The sequence below is a fragment of the Mycoplasmopsis bovis PG45 genome (genome assembly GCF_000183385.1).
GTDB classification, from domain to species: domain Bacteria; phylum Bacillota_I; class Bacilli_A; order Mycoplasmatales; family Metamycoplasmataceae; genus Mycoplasmopsis; species Mycoplasmopsis bovis.
This window is the reverse complement of the sequence record NC_014760.1, coordinates 913,565-933,665: the sequence shown is the minus strand read 5'-3', so window position 1 is coordinate 933,665 and position 20,101 is coordinate 913,565. Positions and strand designations below refer to the sequence as shown.

At 30.5% G+C, this 20,101-nt stretch carries 19 protein-coding genes and 1 tRNA gene; 12 read left to right on the top strand and 8 right to left on the bottom strand.

All coding sequences use genetic code 4. The features are described 5' to 3' along the window. The first annotated feature begins 105 nt into the window (after nt 1-105). Nucleotides 106-1,311 (top strand): variable surface lipoprotein, encoded by a 1,206-nt coding sequence (locus tag MBOVPG45_RS04890; protein ID WP_013456633.1) that lies wholly within the window; start codon nt 106-108, stop codon nt 1,309-1,311. 166 nt (nt 1,312-1,477) lie between these two features. Continuing rightward, the gene (locus MBOVPG45_RS04010) at nt 1,478-2,242 is read left to right on the top strand and encodes a variable surface lipoprotein (RefSeq protein WP_013456431.1); all 765 of its coding nucleotides are present in this window, start codon (nt 1,478-1,480) and stop codon (nt 2,240-2,242) included. A gap of 42 nt (nt 2,243-2,284) precedes the next feature. On the opposite strand, the gene MBOVPG45_RS04005 is transcribed toward MBOVPG45_RS04010, so the two are convergent. The 4 genes from MBOVPG45_RS04005 to MBOVPG45_RS03985 form a co-directional block, all read right to left on the bottom strand. Continuing rightward, a complete protein-coding gene (locus tag MBOVPG45_RS04005; protein ID WP_013456629.1) occupies nt 2,285-3,376 on the bottom strand; it encodes a variable surface lipoprotein in 1,092 nt (363 codons plus the stop codon). A 545-nt stretch (nt 3,377-3,921) separates the two neighbouring features. Next, entirely contained in the window at nt 3,922-4,929 is a 1,008-nt protein-coding gene (locus MBOVPG45_RS03995; protein ID WP_013455942.1) for an ECF transporter S component, read from the bottom strand. A gap of 210 nt (nt 4,930-5,139) precedes the next feature. Continuing rightward, nucleotides 5,140-6,168 (bottom strand): IS30-like element ISMbov1 family transposase, encoded by a 1,029-nt coding sequence (locus tag MBOVPG45_RS03990; RefSeq protein WP_041309306.1) that lies wholly within the window; start codon nt 6,166-6,168, stop codon nt 5,140-5,142. A gap of 152 nt (nt 6,169-6,320) precedes the next feature. Beyond that, nucleotides 6,321-7,733 (bottom strand): IS1634-like element ISMbov2 family transposase, encoded by a 1,413-nt coding sequence (locus MBOVPG45_RS03985; RefSeq protein WP_013456029.1) that lies wholly within the window; start codon nt 7,731-7,733, stop codon nt 6,321-6,323. Nucleotides 7,734-8,275: 542 nt separating this feature from the next. On the opposite strand from MBOVPG45_RS03985, the gene MBOVPG45_RS03975 reads away from it, so the two are divergent. The 9 genes from MBOVPG45_RS03975 (at nt 8,276) to MBOVPG45_RS03935 (ending at nt 16,874) form a co-directional block, all read left to right on the top strand. Continuing rightward, on the top strand, nt 8,276-9,646 hold the full coding sequence (locus MBOVPG45_RS03975) for a M17 family metallopeptidase (protein ID WP_013456539.1): 1,371 nt from the start codon (nt 8,276-8,278) through the stop codon (nt 9,644-9,646). Nucleotides 9,647-9,721: 75 nt separating this feature from the next. Then, nucleotides 9,722-10,294, top strand: coding sequence for a thymidine kinase (locus MBOVPG45_RS03970; RefSeq protein WP_013456273.1), 573 nt, complete (start codon nt 9,722-9,724; stop codon nt 10,292-10,294). Between the two features lie 139 nt (nt 10,295-10,433). Then, nucleotides 10,434-10,880 (top strand): ribosome assembly cofactor RimP, encoded by a 447-nt coding sequence (locus MBOVPG45_RS03965; protein ID WP_013456594.1) that lies wholly within the window; start codon nt 10,434-10,436, stop codon nt 10,878-10,880. 7 nt (nt 10,881-10,887) lie between these two features. Further along, nucleotides 10,888-12,522 carry a transcription termination/antitermination protein NusA gene (gene nusA / locus MBOVPG45_RS03960; protein WP_013455982.1) on the top strand — a complete coding sequence of 545 codons (1,635 nt, stop codon included), beginning with the start codon at nt 10,888-10,890 and terminating at the stop codon, nt 12,520-12,522. Then, on the top strand, nt 12,506-12,808 hold the full coding sequence (locus MBOVPG45_RS03955; protein ID WP_013456107.1) for a YlxR family protein: 303 nt from the start codon (nt 12,506-12,508) through the stop codon (nt 12,806-12,808). The genes nusA and MBOVPG45_RS03955 overlap by 17 nt, the downstream gene beginning before the upstream one ends. After that, the gene (gene infB, locus MBOVPG45_RS03950) at nt 12,787-14,592 is read left to right on the top strand and encodes a translation initiation factor IF-2 (RefSeq protein WP_013456169.1); all 1,806 of its coding nucleotides are present in this window, start codon (nt 12,787-12,789) and stop codon (nt 14,590-14,592) included. The genes MBOVPG45_RS03955 and infB overlap by 22 nt, the downstream gene beginning before the upstream one ends. A gap of 28 nt (nt 14,593-14,620) precedes the next feature. Next, nucleotides 14,621-15,133 (top strand): adenine phosphoribosyltransferase, encoded by a 513-nt coding sequence (locus MBOVPG45_RS03945; RefSeq protein WP_013456231.1) that lies wholly within the window; start codon nt 14,621-14,623, stop codon nt 15,131-15,133. 140 nt (nt 15,134-15,273) lie between these two features. After that, a complete protein-coding gene (locus MBOVPG45_RS03940; protein WP_013456425.1) occupies nt 15,274-15,930 on the top strand; it encodes a hypothetical protein in 657 nt (218 codons plus the stop codon). Nucleotides 15,931-15,968: 38 nt separating this feature from the next. Continuing rightward, on the top strand, nt 15,969-16,874 hold the full coding sequence (locus MBOVPG45_RS03935) for a phosphatidate cytidylyltransferase (protein ID WP_041309179.1): 906 nt from the start codon (nt 15,969-15,971) through the stop codon (nt 16,872-16,874). A 58-nt stretch (nt 16,875-16,932) separates the two neighbouring features. Here the strand turns inward: MBOVPG45_RS03935 and pgsA are convergent, their stop codons facing one another. Then, nucleotides 16,933-17,541: a CDP-diacylglycerol--glycerol-3-phosphate 3-phosphatidyltransferase gene (gene pgsA, locus MBOVPG45_RS03930; RefSeq protein WP_013456446.1), complete on the bottom strand. Its 609-nt coding sequence runs from the start codon at nt 17,539-17,541 to the stop codon at nt 16,933-16,935. Continuing rightward, the gene (locus tag MBOVPG45_RS03925) at nt 17,528-18,061 is read right to left on the bottom strand and encodes an MHJ_0274 family protein (RefSeq protein WP_013455980.1); all 534 of its coding nucleotides are present in this window, start codon (nt 18,059-18,061) and stop codon (nt 17,528-17,530) included. The genes pgsA and MBOVPG45_RS03925 overlap by 14 nt, the downstream gene beginning before the upstream one ends. A gap of 65 nt (nt 18,062-18,126) precedes the next feature. On the opposite strand from MBOVPG45_RS03925, the gene MBOVPG45_RS03920 reads away from it, so the two are divergent. Next, nucleotides 18,127-18,216 (top strand) — tRNA-Ser (locus tag MBOVPG45_RS03920). A 42-nt stretch (nt 18,217-18,258) separates the two neighbouring features. Here MBOVPG45_RS03920 and MBOVPG45_RS03915 read toward each other — a convergent pair. Next, nucleotides 18,259-19,011, bottom strand: a complete 753-nt coding sequence (locus MBOVPG45_RS03915) for a hypothetical protein (protein WP_013456212.1) — start codon at nt 19,009-19,011, stop codon at nt 18,259-18,261. Between the two features lie 189 nt (nt 19,012-19,200). Beyond that, nucleotides 19,201-20,100, bottom strand: coding sequence for a Cof-type HAD-IIB family hydrolase (locus tag MBOVPG45_RS03910; RefSeq protein WP_013456010.1), 900 nt, complete (start codon nt 20,098-20,100; stop codon nt 19,201-19,203). Nucleotide 20,101: the final 1 nt, after the last annotated feature.

Here is a 20,101-nt window from a genome sequence, read left to right as displayed (position 1 = left end):
TGCTTGCTTTTATTTTTAATATAAACTCACTACTTTTGATATTTATTGATAGATTTATAAAGCATTTTTAGGCTATTTATAGCCTTAAAAGGAGAGGATAAATTTATGAAAAAATCAAAGTTTTTACTACTTGGATCAGTAGCATCTTTAGCTTCAATTCCCTTTGTAGCAGCTAAATGTGGTGAAACCAAAGAAGAGAAGAAGCCAGAAGTTGACAAACCAAAGCTTAGCGAAACATTAAAATCTATTACTGGTAATGATTTAGGAAAAGTACAAGTTGCTGAACAAGATAAAAGCAACAAAGAAAAAATTGAAACAGCTATCAAAGAAGCTATTGTTACAAAAGTTCCAACACTAAAAGACAAGGAATTAAATTTAAACGCTGATTTAAGCAAGAAAAGCGTAACTGTTTCTGCTAAAGGCTTCGAAGGTGAAGTTACTCTTAAATTTGAGATTGAAACACAATCAGTAGCAAAACCAAAGCTTAGCGAAACATTAAAATCTATTACTGGTAATGATTTAGGAAAAGTACAAGTTGCTGAACAAGATAAAAGCAACAAAGAAAAAATTGAAACAGCTATCAAAGAAGCTATTGTTACAAAAGTTCCAACACTAAAAGACAAGGAATTAAATTTAAACGCTGATTTAAGCAAGAAAAGCGTAACTGTTTCTGCTAAAGGCTTCGAAGGTGAAGTTACCCTTAAATTTGAGATTGAAACACAATCAGCGGAAAATCCAAGTGATGAAATGAACCCTGGGGGAGAAAATCAAACAGAATCTGACGAAGAACCAGAAGAAGAAGCTGAAAAAGCATACCGTGAAGCAGCAATGGAATGAGTACTAGAAACACTAGAATGAGTACATAGAGGAGAACAAGGTCCAACAAACTTTGGTATTGGTTGAGGTCAAAATCATCGTTGAGGTAAGGATGATGAACAAGGAAAAGTAGATAAACTAGAACAAGGTACAGAAGCTAACTCAGGCACAAAAGATCAAGGTACAGGAGCTAACTCAGGCAAAAAAGTTCAAGGTACAGAAGCTAACTCAGGCACAAAAGATCAAGGTACAGGAGCTAACTCAGGCAAAAAAGTTCAAGGTACAGAAGCTAACTCAGGCAAAAAAGTTCAAGGTACAGAAGCTAACTCAGGCACAAAAGATCAAGGTACAGGAGCTAACTCAGGCAAAAAAGTTCAAGGTACAGAAGCTAACTCAGGCACAAAAGATCAAGGTACAGAAGCTAACTCAGGCACAAAAGATCAAGGTACAGGAGCTAACTCAGGCAAAAAAGTTCAAGGTACAGCACTCAAATAATAGCTTCTTAAGTGCAATATAGTTCTTTTATATCAACAAAAAATATAGCAAGCCAATATTGTGCTTGCTTTTATTTTCGATATAAACTCACTACTTTTGATATTTATTGATAGATTTATAAAGCATTTTTAGGCTATTTATAGCCTTAAAAGGAGAGGATAAATTTATGAAAAAATCAAAGTTTTTACTACTTGGATCAGTAGCTTCATTAGTTTCAATTCCCTTTGTAGCAGCTAAATGTGGTGAGACCAAAGAAGAAAAGAAACCTGAGCCCGACAAAAATCCAGGTGGAGATAAAAACCCTGGAGGAGAAAAGAAACCTGAAGGTGACCAAAAACCAGGTGGAGATAAAAACCCTGAAACAGACAAAAAACCTGAGGGTGAAAAGAAACCTGAAGGCGACAAGAAACCTGAAGAAAATAAAACGCCTGGCGAAAATAAAACACCTGGGGAAAGTAAAACACCTATGGGGAAACCTGAGGAAGGCTCGACAAACAATGGCATTGGTTGAGGTGAAAATCATCCTTGAGGTAAGGATGAAGATGATTTAGAAAAGTCTAAACAAGAAAGCGACGAAGCAGAAAGAGAAGGCGAAGATTCAGAAGCTGAATCAGAAAAAGGATCAGACACTGAATCAAGCAAAAAAGATAAAGGATCAGACACTGAATCAAGCAAAAAAGATAAAGGATCAGACACTGAATCAAGCAAAAAAGATAAAGATCCAAAAACTGAATCAAGCACAAAGGCTAAAGATCCAGAAACTCAATCAGGCAAACCTGTGGTCAAACCTATGGTTAGAGTAACTGAGAATACATCGGAAAATTCCAAAGTTAAAAAAGTAGATAAATACTGAGATGGCGTAACTCCTGAGGACAAAAAGAAAGCTATAGAAAGCGGAAAATTTTGAGCCGAACACTGAGAACTTGAATAATAGTGGTCAAATAAGTAAAAAAAGCAAGTTACCTTGCTTTTTTTACTTATTTGCTTTTGTTTCTTTAGCCTCTTCTCCAAATTTAAAACCACTAATTGGCAAGTAGTTTTCACCTTTAGAGTTGTAAATTGTTCATATGGTGCCTTTGTTCCCAGGCAATAATTCTTCACGAACAGTGATTGAATCGTTTAATTTATTTCTTTCAGCAACAGCTTTTTCCTTTTCTATTTTTTCTTTCTTTATTTTATCTTCATCAGATTTTGCTTCAATCTCAAATTTAAGGGTAACTTCACCTTCGAAATCTTTAGCAGAAACAGTTACGCTTTTCTTGCTTAAATCAGCGTTTAATTTTAATTCCTTGTCTTTTAGTGTTGGAACTTTTGCAACAATAGCTTCTTTGATAGCAGCTTCAATTTTTTCCTTGTTGCTTTTATCTTGTTCAGCAACTTGTACTTTTCCTAAATCATTACCAGTAATAGATTTTAATGTTTCGCTAAGTTTTGGTTTTGCTACTGATTTTGCTTCAATCTCAAATTTAAGGGTAACTTCACCTTCGAAATCTTTAGCAGAAACAGTTACGCTTTTCTTGCTTAAATCAGCGTTTAATTTTAATTCCTTGTCTTTTAGTGTTGGAACTTTTGTAACAATAGCTTCTTTGATAGCGGCTTCAATTTTTTCTTTGTTGCTTTTATCTTGTTCAGCAACTTGTACTTTTCCTAAATCATTACCAGTAATAGATTTTAATGTTTCGCTAAGCTTTGGTTTTGCTACTGATTTTGCTTCAATCTCAAATTTAAGGGTAACTTCACCTTCGAAATCTTTAGCAGAAACAGTTACGCTTTTCTTGCTTAAATCAGCGTTTAATTTTAATTCCTTGTCTTTTAGTGTTGGAACTTTTGTAACAATAGCTTCTTTGATAGCGGCTTCAATTTTTTCTTTGTTGCTTTTATCTTGTTCAGCAACTTGTACTTTTCCTAAATCATTACCAGTAATAGATTTTAATGTTTCGCTAAGCTTTGGTTTATCAGCTTCAGGTTTCTTTTCTTCTTTGGTTTCACCACATTTAGCTGCTACAAAGGGAATTGAAGCTAAAGATGCTACTGATCCAAGTAGTAAAAACTTTGATTTTTTCATAAATTTATCCTCTCCTTTTAAGGCTATAAATAGCCTAAAAATGCTTTATAAATCTATCAATAAATATCAAAAGTAGTTAATTTATTAGCTATTTGCTGTGCACAATAACACTATGTAAAATAAAAATTTGTTAACATCAAATTAATTTCTTTGTCATCAACTAATGTTTGTGCGAAAATTTTTTGCATCTGTTACCCAGGTAAAAAAATGTATGAAGAAGAATAAATATGATACATTGATAATTATTGGGCTATTTTGGGAATTATTGGTGGCATATTATTTTCAGTTGTAGGAGTGGAATTGTTAGTGTTGTTTTATCAGCTATGTGCTTAGGCAGTAAAAAAAATGATAGAAATTTCATTCTAATCACAGCAATTATAAATTTACTTTTTGCAGGTTTAATAGGCGGAATATTGCTCCTAATTTCATATAGTTCAATGCCAGAAGATAATAACAGAATACAGTAAAAAAAATATTAAGGTTATTCTTAACAAAATGCTTATTTTATTCAAACTTGCTATAAAACAATAATAAAAAACAGCCTGTTATTCATACATAATAGAGCTGTTTTTGTTTACTAATGGGTTAATTACATTGTATGTAAAGAATATAACAAACATATTGAATCAAATTTTAATGGGACTAAATACAATATGTTGAAACATATAAGTTATTATTGAGCCTGATTCACTAGATGCACCGGTTGTTGAATAGTCAGCTAATGATAAAAGGGGCACATTTATTAATTCAATAATAGCTGAGAAAATGACAATAGGAATTATTACTAAAAATCTTTTAGGATGCATTTTAAATCTAGCAACAATTAAGAAAATAAACATAGCGACATAACCTGATGTCATTAGGGCATATAAGCCTATTTTATTAGGTATTATGCTAAATTGTTGAATGGTAGTTTCATTAATAACATAAAATACTACAAAGAAGATGAATAGCATCACTAAAACAATTAATAATGAAGCAACAAAAAGATTAATATTAAGAAGTTTTTTCTCTTGATTAATTACATTTGCGCTCTTACGCTGTTCACCAAGAGCAATAATTTTTGTCTTAACTTTGGCAATTTTAGGGCTTTGTGGGTCAAAGAGAACAAGCCTATATAATTTCTCTTTTTGTTTAAATATAGCATTGTCTAAGCTGGCTTCTCTAAATTGACCACCAAAGGCATAATTTAGGACTCTGAGAAAAATAATTCCAACTAAACCGGCAACAACACCATCAACAATAGCCGCAATTGTGTAGTAAAAATTGTAAAAAGTAGGGAATAATGAAAAAGATATTATGTCACTTATTAAACCAACAATACCACCTACTAATGGTCCAAAAATTAATCCGCTTATTTTAATAGGCAAACCTATGAAACTTATCTTATATGTTGGAATAGAAATGAGAGGTACAAATGAAGCAAAAACAACAAAAATAACTACCGAAATTGCTATAAGTATTCCAATAAAAGATATTTTTCTTATTGTCAGCTTAGGAAAAAATGAGAAATCTTGTCATTTTCTTTTAATCGCATTAAGTACTTTGTTCATATGCATTCCTTTATTTTAAATATTATATTATTATGAGTAAAATACTAAAATATAAATTCTTAAATTAAAAAGCACCTAATTTGAGTATTGGAAAAATAATACCAATTTTTGGTGGTTCTGACAAGAGAATGGCTAAAAGAATAAAAAAAGAATAAAGAAAAGATACTTTTGAGTACTCAAAAGTGCAAAATTTTGTGTTGATGATAATTTTTATTGCATTTGCTTAGCGCATTTAAAGCCTGAGACACCTTTATAAATTCTTGGATGTGAATTTATAAAATCGGCTATTGGTTTTAGATCTTGACCAACATATTTATCTATAGATTTTCCCTTTGGAATGTATCTTCTTAAAAGCCTGTGAGCATTTTCAATGCTACCTTTTTCTGATGATGAATAAGGATGACAATGGAAAATTTCTTTGATTGATTCTATCTCTGGAAGTTTGTAATTTTCACTTCCATTATCAATAGTTAATGTGTCAATAACAAGATTATTGTCCTTAATCAACTTCTCTAAATTTTCTTTTATTGCTTTTGCATTTCTTCTAGAGAGCGTGCAATAAAACATTCTAGATTTTCTGTTGATTAATGTAAGAATGCAATAATTGTCTGATCTCAAACCAATTACAGTGTCCATTTCATAATCATTGTCATTTAGTCTTAAATTAGCTGATTCTGGACGTTCAGTAATAAGTTTGCCTATTGTCTTTTTCTTTGTCTCATGCTTTACTGTTGTTCTGCTTCCATATTTGCCGTTTGATTTATATGGAAGAATGTCTAATTTTAGACCAAAAGCACTATGTTTAGCCAATATACGGTAAAAGTTTTTAACTGATGGAATATATGAATTTTGAAGTTTTCCCTGTGCCTCTAGTTCTCTTATGTATTTAAAAATAATGCTTGCCACAGACTGTTTAACAGCTTTACTATCTAAGTTAAAACTATTTCTATTCTTCAAATAAAAATACAGTAACTGTTTGTAAAACTTAAAAATGTCAATGTATTTCATAAGCAATTTAGAATTGTTTTCTAATCTTTTTGAATCATGTCTTGTTTCAATTAAATTCAAAAATTTGAGAGCACTAATTACATATATTGTTTTGCCTTTTAAGTCCATACCACACAATTTACATTTCTTTTGGTATTTAGCATAGCCACGCTTTGTTTCAATTGTAATTCTGTCAAATAAGTTATAAATTGATCTTGATTTAAACCCCACAATATTAGAAACAGTTTTCATATCATAGCCTGCAATTAGCCTTTCAAGAATTTCTTTAAGTCTCAACGGGCTAATGTTATTTTTATTGGTTTTGTGATTTGACTTGGTCAATATTTCATCTCAATTCGTTTCATCAATTACATAATGTACTAAAAAATTCCCAATTTTGGACACTATATTTTTAAAATAGACTTCAATTCTTTAATATATTTTAATGTTTCAACATCATCTCATTCTTCTCTTTTTCTAGACTTTCTCTTCTTGATTATTTTCGATAAATATCTAAAAGTTTCACTAATTGTTCTATTGTCAAGAACGCCACTATTTAAGAGGTGGTTTTTTATTCTGCAAAGCATAATTGAAGATAAAAAGTTAATAAATTCAGTTGCTAATAATCTATAGTTTCCTTGAACATTTGCTTCGTTTTGTTCAAGCACATTTTTAAACTGTTTAAAAAGCAATTCAATTTCTCATCTCTTTTTATATGCGACATAAATATCTTTTAAGTCCAAATCATAATTACACTCAAAAATTATTAATCCAAAAAGATTTTCTCTTTCTAGTAATTTAATTTCATCATACGCACCTTTTTTGTGTGCACGACTTATGAAATTTTTCTTTTCTACCATTTCAGTTAGGGTTGATTTATAACAAAGATAATATTTGTTGTTGATGATAATTTTCTTTGCTCTTATCGTGTCGTCATCATAGGTAAAAGTGAAATTAAATCCAGATTTTAAATTAAATTTTTTAAAAGTATGATTTATTTTTATAGGCATTAAATATTTAATATTTTTTTCTCTCATTAAGTTTTTACATTCTTTATCATCAAATCCTCTATCAAGAATTAAGAATCCATTTTTAATCTTATAAGTTCTTAAAAAGTCTCTAAAAGCAGTGTAATCTAGCATATTTCCTGGGTAAACAGAACTTGCAACAGGTTCTTGTGCATTAATATCATAAGCATAAATAAGGTTTAAGTTTTGAGCGCCTTTAGTTCTAGACTTTCTAGACATTTCAGAGAAAATGTTAGTTTCTGATGTATTGTTTTTCAACATACCATCAATAACTATTGAGTGGTTTGAAAACTCTTCTAATCTTTTATTCATAAAGTCTTCCATCTTCGAACTAGATTTACCTATTTTCTCTAAAAAACTTGAGATAGTGTTTGGTGATAGTGCACATTTTGGGTATATTTCAGAAATAAAATTTGTATCATACTCATGTTTTAAATGTTCGTTTTTAATATCTGAAAACATAGTTCTTAAAGAGGCTATAACATATAATTTTCTAGCATCTTCAAAATCATAAAAATTTAAAAGTTCTCTAAAGATATGATTGTTTAATTTTTCATTTAGCGCAAATAAACCATATGATTTAATATCTACTTCATATGTTTGCTTTTCTATGCTTTGAAAAACACCATTAATAATCTTTCCAATCACTCCTTTTTCAACAGGAATAATTTTTTCATTTTTTCTTATTGATGTTCTTTGTATAACATTATAAATACCTTCTTTTGAGGTTGCTTTTACTCTGGTACTAGATGGTCTTGGAATTTTTAATATGTCTTTAGGAATGGCCATTTTTATATCTCCTTTTTTATGTGTTAAACACTATACATGTATATTTATTTTACCACCTATTTTTAATTTTTTAAACTTTTCTTTAATGAAATTGAACAAAAAATAGAGCTTTTTTAGCTCTAAATTTAAGAAAATTTAATTATTTAGATAATTTAATGTATTTAATGGACAAAAATAAGAATTTTTTAGTAAATTATTAAAATTATATAGTGTCCAAAATTGGGAATTTTTTAATGTACATAATTAAACTTGTACTTGCCGTGCACATTTAATTTCTTTTTAAGCAAGCATAGGTCAGTTGAATAACTAGTATTTTTGTCATTGCTAATCATATATAATGTAAAAGCCTTTCTTTTTTTTAATTTAGATACTCAAATTTTAACAAAAGGCAACAAAAAGCGCCGCAAGTTAACTTGTGGTGCTTTTTGCTTTGTTAATGAATATAAAATACTAAAAAATAAAAAAATTTTTAGTTCCAATTATAAGAAAATTAAAATGATAAAATAAGAAAATAAGCATACAAGTTACTGAAAGGATACTTTATGAAATTATTTGAATCAATATCATCAAAAAGAGATAATAATATGTTGCTTAAGGCAACATTTGCTGATGAAACTAAATGCAATTTTTTAATTAAAAAAGACAACAGCATAACTGAATATCATGAAAAGAATGAAGCATTAGTATATTTTAGTAAGAAAGAATCATTATCATTTTCTGACTTAGAAGGCTTTTTTAAAGGCTTAGCAGTAAATGCCAACAGAAATTATCAAGTTGATTTAGCTTCGTTTGCAACTGAAAAAGTTGAAATAGTTAAAGTTATTGATGCATTTGTTAGAGCAGTTTATTTTGCAAAGGGCGAAATATTTTCAGCTAGAAAAAAAGATGAAAAGGAAGAAATTGAATTAGTTCCATTTATTGAAACTATTTCTGAACAAGCTAACGCACAATTTAATAAATCGCTTATCTTAGCCAAAGCAACAAATTTTGCTCGTGATTTACAAATTATGCCCCCAAATATTTGCAACTCTGAATTTTTAGCTCAAAAAGTTGCTGAAGATTTAGAACAATACAAAAACTTGAAAGTTACTGTTTTAAAGAAAAAAGAAATCGAAGAGTTGAAGATGGGTCTTTTACTTTCAGTAAACAAAGGAAGTGTTTATGAACCTAGAGTTGTTGTTATTGAATACAATGGGGACAAAGATTCAAGTGAAAAGACTGTAATGATTGGTAAAGGTATTACTTTTGATTCAGGTGGATACTCATTAAAACCTTCTAGATCAATGGTTTCAATGAAATTTGATATGTCTGGTTCAGCTATTGTTGCTGCTACAATGAAAGCTATTGCACAATTAAAACCAAAGAAAAATGTTTCTGCAATAATGTGCATTACTGATAACAGAGTTAACGGTGATGCTTCACTTCCTGATTCAGTATGGGTAGCTATGAATGGCAAAAGTGTTGAAATTAATAATACTGATGCTGAAGGAAGATTGGTTATGGCTGATGGCTTAGTTTACGGAGCAAAAGTGTTGAATGCCACTAGATTAATTGACGTTGCAACTTTAACTGGTGCTATGGTTGTTGCACTTGGACAGACATACACAGGCACATGGGCAACTAGTGATAAAGCTTGAGAAGACATAAAGAAAGCTGCTGAAAATGCTAACGAATTAGTTTGAAGAATGCCGCTTGATAAAGCATTTGCAAAAAACATAAAATCTTCAAAAGTAGCCGATTTAAAGAATACTGACTTTTCAGGAAATGCAGGCTCATGTTCAGCAGCAATGTTTTTAGAAGAATTTACAGAAGGTGTTGAACATATTCATCTTGATGTAGCTGGAACTGCTGAAATCAGTGAAGTGCCACAAGGAATTATGGTTAAAACTTTAACTGAATTAAGTTTACTTTAAAATAATTTTAAGAAAGAATCAGTTACCACCATAGATTCTTTTTTAATTTCTTAACTTTAAAAAAGAAGGTTGCATATGTATTTAAAAAGTGGATTAGGTCAATTAGAGGTTATAACTGGACCAATGTTTTCCGGAAAAACTGAGGAGCTATTAAAGAGAATAAACATACTTAAAATTGCAGGAATAAATTCTTTAGTTATAAAACCTAAATTTGACACAAGATTTTCTAAAGATGAAATAGTTAGTAGAACTGGTGCTAGACACAAAGCAATTAATGTTGCCAATTCTAAAGAAATTTTAAAATACTGAAATCCAGATTATATGTGTGTAGCAATTGACGAAGTCAATTTTATGGATGAGGATATACTAACTGTAATTGATGAGTTAATTGTTAAAGGTGTAAGAGTAATTTGTTCAGGCCTAGATATGGACTTTAAAAGAAGACCATTTGATGTGATGGCTAGAGTTTTAGCTTCCGCTGATAACATTTTAAAGCTTAAAGCTGTTTGTTTAGAATGCAAATCTGATGCAGGATTTTCTTTTAGAAAAGTTAAGAGCGATGAGCTTAATTTATTAGGCGATTCTGAATATGAAGCTAGATGCAGAGTTTGTCACATCAAAGGCGAAGCTAAAAAAGCTATGAGATAGATATAGGTATAAATTTTTAGCAGTGCAATTAGAATTAATTGTTTAGTGGCAATTCTAAAGTCTGTTATAATTAAATCATTCGTAATTAATATACGAGTTGGAGTGATCCAACTCTTTATTATTTTTAGTATGGAGAAATATGAATTGAAAAAACTTGTTGGTTAATAAGTTTGGAAATACAATAGCTGATGTGAAATTGTTAAAAGAGGATGGACTTTTGATTTTAGAAGTCACTGCATCAAGTACTGATCTTAAAGCTATTGAAGAGCTAACAAAATTAATAAATGAATATATTGACTCGCTTGATGTGGAACTTGATTTTGATTCGTTATCTGTAAGTTCGCCCGGTTTCAAATTAGACTATGAAACAGATGAATTAGGAAATCATATAGGCGAAATTATTGATGTAAAACTTAACCAAAATGTAAATAAATTAGATTCTTATACTGGTGAGTTATTAGAGGATGATGATGAATCAATATTGCTAAAATGAAATTGCAAAGGGCAGTTTAGGAAAGTAAGAATTGAGAAGTCAAATATTAAAAAAGCAAGAATGAATATAGAGTATGCAAGCAGGATAAAATAGGAGAAACATGTCTGTAAAAAAGAATGATGAATTAATGAATACCCCTAAAGTATGATATGAAATAATCAAAGGATACAATGAAAAGGAAAAGATAGATTTATCTATCTTAGCAAGTATTTTTTCTGAGGAAGTAACTAGAATTGTTCAAAAAAACATTGATCCTGAAGCAAACATTGTGTTTGAAATAGATGAAGACAACAAGGAAGTTCATGTTTATAACACAGAAGCAATAGTGGTTGAAGATAGTGAATTTGAGTCAGTTTCAGATGCTGAAAAAGTCTCTTTAATGCTATACAATGTTCCACTTTCAGATGCTAAGAAGGTTAAAAGCGATGCACAAATTGATGATTTAATTAAGATTGAAGTAGATTTATTAGCCCTAAGTAAATCATCAAATCCAGTCGTGCAAAAAACACCTAAAATTATTGAATCATCTATTTTACAGGCAATTAAGAAACTTCAAAAGTCAATTGTATATACAAAATATTTAGAAAAAATAGGCGAAACAGTTAAGGTTATGTTTATTTCTAAGAATACCAAAGGTTCATGAAATGTACAAATTGTTGACGACGGTGTAATGGCTCATTTACCAGCTAATTATGTTAGTGCTAAAAGAGTAATCAATCCTGGTTCATATGGTGATGTTGTTATCGAAAGAGTTGAAAAAGAAACTAAGCTTAGCCAGATTACTGTTTCATTAGATTCTCCTAAGCTTATTGAGAAAATTTTGTATAACAACATTCCTGAAATTAATAGCGGTTTAATAGAAATTGTTAATGTGCAAAGAATACCAGGCGAAAGAACTAAAGCAGTGTTTAGAGCGACACCTGGCAATGAACATTTAGATGTTTATGGTGCTATTATTGGCCATGATTCATCAAGAATTAATTTAATCATTAGTGAGCTAAATTTTGGTGTAAATCAGGCTGATATGGAAAAATTCGACGTTATTGTTCACACTAATGACAAAAAAGAATTTATTCGCAGATGTATGCTTCCAGGTCAAGTTCTTGATATAGTTCCTAAGAATGAAAGTCAAAATACCTTTTACGTAATAACCATAAAAGCGGCATTATCAGCTGCTATTGGTAAAAAAGGTGCAAATACTATGTTAGCATCTAAAGTTTCACATTGTAATTTAGATATTATCACTGTAGAAGAAGCAATGCAAAAGAATATTTCTTTTGATGATTCTAGGATTGCTGAAGTTGAAGAATCACTTAACTCGTTTAAAAGATATGGAGCAGTTAAAAAGGCACCTGTTAGAACATTTAATAACAACAGACGTAAAGCAAATTCATATTTTGAAAATCTTGATCTAAGTCTAGAAGGATTTGATAAAGACATTCTAGCTTTTAGAGAACAAGAGCAAGCATTTTTCGATGAAAGCAATAGTCAAAATATGGAATTTGATGAGCTTATCCAACAATATAATAACGAGGCAGTTAAAGAGAATGCTCAAGATAGCGCCCAATCAATTGATCAAAAATTAGACAATATTCAAAAAGATGAAAAATTGAGTGTTAATGACTATAAAAAAGCCAAGGAAGTTGCCAAGAACTTCAAGGTTGACAAGGATTTAAGCAGTTTTGGTTTAGATGGCGGAATTGACTTAAGCGACATAAATGACGAAGATTGGTAAGAAAAATTCCGGATTTAATCGCAAGTGTATTGCGACAGGACTTGTAGTGCCTGAGAATCAAATGCTTAGATTTGATTATAATAAGAATGAAAATATAATTAGATTAGATGTCAACAGAGAGCTAAAAGGCAGGGGAGCCTATTTTATAGCAACAGAAGATAATTGAAATACTGTTGTAAGAAAAAAATGTTTGAATAAGACATTTAGAACTGCTGTTTCAAAAGAAACATATGAGAAAATAGAGCAGGAATTGAAGGAGGGGCTATGGCTAAAAAGAATAGATTAAGCAACACAAGTGTGGTTAAGGAACAACTTTCAGATATTAAAACTGAAGTAGTTGATGGAACCTTTATTTTCACTAATAGAATGCCTTTAGGAGAATTTGCAGAAAAAATAAAAGTAAATGCAAATGATTTAATTAAAAGATTTTTGTTAAGAGGCAAGTTTTATCAAATTAACCATATTTTGGAAGAAGAAGAAATCGCTGAAATATGCTTAGAAAAAGGACTTGATTTTAAAAAGGAAGAAAACATTGATGCAGGAAACTTTTTAAATGAAGTAAAGTTCAATGATGATAAAAGTTTATTAGTTAAGCGCCCTCCTATTATTACAGTTATGGGTCATGTTGACCATGGTAAAACCTCGTTAATTGACTATATTAGAAAAACTAATGTTGTAAGTACCGAAAGTTCAGGAATTACTCAACACACTGGTGCTTATCAAATTTCATATAAAGGTGATAAAATCACATTTATTGACACTCCTGGGCATGAAGCATTTAGCAAAATGCGTTCACGTGGTGCCAAGGTTACTGACATTATAATTTTGGTTGTTGCAGCTGATGATGGAGTTATGCCACAAACCAAAGAGGCTATAATGCATGCTAAATCAGCAAATGTACCTTTGATTGTTTTTGTAAACAAAATGGATAAACCACAGAAGAATTTGGACAAACTAAAACGTGAATTAATGGAAAATGATGTTCTTATTGAAGAATTTGGGGGTGATACTCAAATTGTTTATGGTTCTGCACTTAAAGGACAGGGAATTGAAGAGCTATTCTCGGCAATTTTACTACTTGCAGATCTCTTAGATTTAAAAGCAAATCCTTCTCGTTATCCAGTTGGCACAGTAATTGAAAGTAAAGTTGACAAAGGTGTCGGTGTTGTGACAACTATTATTGTTGAAAACGGAACCTTATATAAAGGTGACTTTATTGTTGCTGGTTCATGTTATGGTAAGGTCAGAACTATGAAAAGTCCTGGTGGAGCATTTGTTGATGAAGTGTTGCCAGGAACACCAGTTAAAATTGCAGGATTAAATAATTCTCCATTAGCTGGCGATAGATTTATTGGATTTGAAGATGAAAAGTATGCTAAAAAGTTAGCGCTTGATAAAGCACAAATTGATAAAAGTCAAACTTTATATGAGAAAAATCAATTCAATAATGTAGAGCTTGGTAAAAAAGTGTTCAACGTTATTATTCGTTCAGATGTTCAAGGAACAGCTGAGGCCATCAAGAACAAATTGTCAGCGATGGAAAATGAAGAAGCAACAATCAGAGTTATTGGTGCCCAAGTTGGTCAAGTTTCTAGCAGTGACTTATTACTTGCGCAAGCTTCTAATGCAATTATTATTGCTTTTAATGTTAAAGTGTCACCTAACATTAAGCAAACTGCAAAGCAAAGCAATATTAAAATTATGTCATATGATGTAATTTATAAAATTGTTGAGGATATGCAGAGTATTCTTGATGGTGAAAAGCCAATTGTTTATGAAGAAAGAAAGATTGGTTCGGCACACTGTGTTAAATTATTCTTTTACTCAAAAGTTGGTACTATTGCTGGCTGTATGCAGGATGAAGGAGTTGTAAAACTTGGTTGCAAGGTTCAAATATTTAGAAACAAAAAAATGATTCATGAAGGAATTGTTGAAACGTTAAGACGCGAAACTAATGACCTAAAAGTAGTTGAAAAGGGCAAGGATTTTGGTACTCACATAAAGAAATTTAATGACATCAAAGAAGATGATGTTTTAGTGTTTTTTGAAGAAGTTCCAGTTTCTGTTTAATCCTATAAAACAGCCTTAAAAGGAAATTATGGATTTAAAAAAATATATTAGAGATGTTGAAAACTTTCCCAAACCAGGAATCTTGTTTAAAGATATTTCGCCACTTTTAGCTAATGGGGAGGCGCTTAATTTTACAATCACAAGTATGGCTGAAATTGCTAAGGATGTTGATGTAATAGTTGGGCCTGATGCCAGGGGATTTTTATTTGGCACCCCGACAGCCGCTATGCTTAAAAAGCCATTTATAATGGTTAGAAAGCCAGGAAAGTTGCCGGGTAAGGTGATTTCTAGAGAATATGACCTAGAATATGGCAACAACATATTACAAATTCAAGCAGGCTTTATTAAAAAAGGCCAAACAGTAGCAATTGTTGATGATGTTTTAGCAACCGGAGGCACTATTAAGGCCATCATAAAACTTCTTAAAGAACAAGGAGCTATTATTAAGAAAGTTATTATACTTTTAGAACTAACTGACCTAAATGGTAGAGCAAGCATAAATGATGAAGGAATTGAAATAGTTTCTTTAGTAAAATTTTAACAATATTAGTATTGAAAGCCAAAAGGCTTTTTTTATTTATTAAAAAACTACCACAAATATTAATATGCCTATAAAATAGTCATATTTTTCACTCAAAATCAATTTAAACAGTACAAAAATTTAAAATTGTTATATCATTAATGCATGATTACAACAGTGATAATAACTCAAATGCTTTCAAAAAGAAAAGGTCATTTAGATATTCTGCTGGTTCAACAACATACTTAATGACTAATTTAAGCATTTATTTAGCTTGATTTATTTTAAGTGCCACCGTGCCTAATATTGGTTATTTAAATTTAGGTTATACACAAATAACTTATCTTGCAGTATTGACTGTAATTGCCACATTTCATCTAGGATTTGTTGGGAATATATCTGTAGGGCTATTTTTTGGACTATCTTCTTGATTTGCTGCTTATATTTATGGTATTCCAAAGTATCAATATTTTGACCTATCAGTTATACCAAGAGTTGAAGTTGCTTTAGGTGTATATGTTTTATTCTGAGTATTTAATGCATTCAAGAAGCCTGCAGTTTGAAAATTTGCGCTTTTAGGTGTTATTTCAACTATGCTCAATCATTACTTTGTGTTCTTTGCACAATTCTTACATGAAAAAATTAGACCTGGGGACCTTGGCAGACATGGTGTTCCACCAATTGAAATTTGATTGCTTCAAAGATTATTTAACATAATTTCAGAGCCTATTTTAGGTGGAATGCTATTATTTGGAATGTATCCAGCATTAATTGCACTTAGAGAACAATACAAAAATGTACAAAAACTACGTTACTAACTTAAAAATGTAAAATATATAACATATAATATATTGTTATGAAAATGTTCAAAGAGAGAGTACTGCCAGCTACAATAGGCATAATATTATTGGCTAGCGTCATAATTCCGGCAGCAATTTTTGGTGCCAGTCATTTTGAAGCCAGAATTTCAGCGTATATATTAGCCACAATAGCAGTCTTTATTTTGTCATATGAGATTTTGCGCTCTTTTGGTGTAAAATTAATTTTCAGAATATTTGTGTCAATTTTGGCTGCACTTATGACCTATATGCCTATAGATACTGCAGAAATTTTGCTAAAGCCAGGTTCAGTAGATAGCAATAAATTGCTTATGCTTGTAAAAAATTCTGTTTTTAACTGGCAAGCATTACTGATAATTTCAGTTATAGCGCTAATTTTTGTTCTAATTGAATTACAAAGCAGAACTAATATGACTGCTGCAGACAGATTCTTACGCTTTGTGCATATTTGGTTTTCATACTTTTATGTTATAAACTCAATTTTGTTCTTACTTGTTTCAACATTTAGAGACTGAAAAATTGTTCTGTTTATATTATTAGCTCCATCATTAGCAGATATTGGAGGTTTCTTTGGCGGAAAATTCTTTGGCAAGAAATGAATTAAGGCTAAATTTGCTCCCAATATTTCACCAAAGAAAACTTGAGAAGGCTTTATTATTGGAATAATTATGTGCTGAGCTTTTTCAGCCGGAATGATTTTTGGGCTTGGATTAATGGAAAATAAAGTAGTTGCTCAAACGTTTGTGTTTTCTATTACTCCATTTGCTTCAGTTGCAGGAGACTTATATTTTTCATATTTAAAGAGATTAAATGCTACAAAAGATTATTCTAAAATTCTTTTAGGGCACGGCGGACTAATGGATAGACATGATAGCATTTCATTTGTCGGAACGTTGGTTGCAATGGTTTATTTCTTTATATAAGGGTAATTAAAAATCAGCGCAAAGCTGATTTTTTAATACTATAAAACAGGCTAATAAGTTATTTTGTTTTTATATAAGAACGAACTGATTTATAGTATTTATAACCTGAGAAAATGCTAAAGAATAGTGCAACTAACATAGGGATATTAATTCCGTATAAAATTAGTCATTTCTTTCAATCAGATATTAGTGAGAAGTTAGTTGATATAGCGACAACAAGGACAATTACAATTGCAATTGTTTGAGTAAGAGTTTTCATTTTACCCCAGATTGAGGCCTTAACATCAACATCATTTTGTGCCATAAGGACTCTGATGGCATCTACTATTAAGTCTCTTGCCACAAATAAGATTGTTATTCAAAGTGGAATAAAACCAAAGGCAGAAAGCGAAATTAGAACAGTTGTAACAATCAACTTATCTGCAATAGGGTCAAATAGTTTACCAAATGTAGTTACTTGTTTATTTTTTCTAGCTAGTCAACCATCAAGATAATCAGTAATCATTGCAGAAATGAAAATAGCTAAAATTATACTTAGCAATATTCTGCCGGCTATATGGTAAGTCACTATTCCACGTTTAATTAAAACGCCATACAAAATAACTAGTATAAGTAGCGGGATAAAAAGAATCATTCTGGTAAGCGTAAGTCTATTAGGCAAGTTCATTTACAATAAGCCCCTTTTCATAAAATTCACGAATCTTAAGGGTTTCTTGTGAACTTTTTTCCGCAACGAATTCGGCGTCCATTTTGGCAATTTTTTTCTCTAATTCATTTTTGAATACAGCACATTGATTAGATCAATTGTTGCATCTAGTGTGAGTAAGTTTTATAAAGTTGTTTAAAAACTCTGAATTATTGTCTGATGAAACAATGTATTCTCTAAAATCAAGATCATCTTCAATGGTTTTTAAGTATCTGTTAGCTACAGAGACAATATCACGCATCTTAAATGTTCCAATAGAAGGTTCAAATTTTTCCAAGAACTCTTCATTAACATTCATTAAGCAACTAATTTTAATAGCAAGAAAGTTTGCATATTCAGCCGATTTTTTTCTAAATTCAGCGTCTCTTTTTTCTTTTCTTTTTTTATTTATCTTATTTTTAACAGAGCTAAAAATAAACATAAATAAAATTATTGCCACAAGAACACCTAAAATAATTCACATTGTCAATGATCCGTCCATAAGAACTCCTTTAAGATTTTATATAATTAATATTTTAAATTATAATTTAAAAGATTTATATAAAACGATGGTTGCTCGAGTGGCTGAAGAGGTCTGTCTCGAAAACAGATAATGGTGCAAATCATTCAAGGGTTCAAATCCCTTACCATCGGCCATATAATTTGTTACCAAAAAAACTGACAGCGACGTCAGTTTTTTTAGTTATAGTCTTCATAGTCATCATCATCTTCATCAGGTTCATAATGAGGATCAACTTTTTTCTTTGGCGCCGGCCTTTTGGTTCAAATGCTAGAGCCAGATGATTTACGCGGCTTAGGCCTTGAATACGATTTGTATTCATCTAAGTCATCATCTAATTCATCAACATATTCATCATCAAGTTCTTCATCTATGCGTCTTTTTCTTGAAAAATTATGAACCTGAGCTTCATAAGTGTTAGTGTAACCCACTTCATCAGTTGATTCATAGTCAGCATTTCTTGAAGATAATCTTTGTTCAGGACGTAAAGCAATATTAAAGCTAAATGTACCTTTTAGGTTCTTTTGTTTTTTATTAATATAACTTAAGTAGATTAAGAAGAATGGACATGTTATCACTGCTGCTTTTAATAATTTTTTAGCTTCATCAATATCTTTATAGCTTCTTGCGTTTCATATCTTATGTTTTAGCGCTGCTCAGTACAAAAAGCCCATCGACAAATAAATAGAAAGAAACACAAAAACTAATAATAATGATAGATGTACTTTATTAATTTCCTTATTTAGATTGAATATGTAATACATAAGCAGAGCCATTGGGACAACAAGCGCTATAACTGTGAGAAGAGATCAAAAAACAATGCTCCATGTTGATTTTTTAAGACTAATATAATGAAGCCACGCATCTCATCTAAAGAATTTATTGTTAGGCTTACTATATTTATATGTATTTGGTCTTTTATCTAAATTCATATCACTTAATCCTGAAAAAAGTTAAAACAATTTATAAAATTATACTAGTAATAGTTGTCTCACATAGAAATTGAATGATTAAGCAGGCTCAAAAGTATACAATTTAACTTACAGAGAAACATATATCCTTTATAAAACAACAACCATTAATACTATAAAATAGCATTAATGGTGTAGTATTACTTATTGTTATTTAACGTTATCTTTAGCACGATAAAATTCATTTTTAGCTTCTTTAATCTTTCGTTTTTCTAGCTTATCTTCATTTTCTTGGCGCATAATATCAAACTTAGTTCTAAAGATATAGTCTTGAATAGCTTCACCAAGTCCATTTTGCATAACATCACTTGTGAAGTATTTTGCAACTTCTTTTACACTCTTTGGCGAATTATCCATTGCATATGAAAATCCAATTGTTTTAAGCATTGATAAATCATTATTACTATCTCCAATGCTCATACAAAAATCAGGATTTGCATCTAAATGATTACATAGTCACAATGCTCCAGTTCCTTTATTAACACCTGGTGCTGTTAGTTCCATATGCATACCCATTATAGCAAGATCAGATAGAATATTGAGATTATGAATGTCTGTGACAATTTTGTCCTTGTTTTCAGGTCGAGGATATATTTCAATTTTAAAGATGTCATTAAATATTTTTGCATCTTCATATAATCAATTTGGATACTCGAAAAAGTCTGTTAAAAAATCTTTAACTTTTTGGTTACTTGTCACCATATAGTAGCCATTTTTACCAAAGAAACAGGCAGATTCGTCATATTTTTTAATAATCTTAAGAACCTTATCCACAATTTCAGAGCTTAATTCAGATTCGTATAAATATTCATTTTTTTCAACATCAATGATAGCAGAGCCATTAGCAGCAACCAAATATTTAGCATTTAACTCATTAGCCATTTTAAGTATTTTTGGCAATGGTGGATTACCCGTATTCAAGACAAATGTCATATTTTCATTTTCAATTGCTTCTAAAATGCTTTTTCTAGTTTCTGGGTTCTCTTTTTTATCCGGGAAAGAGCAAATAGTTCCATCAACATCACTAAATACAATTCTTTTAATCTTCATA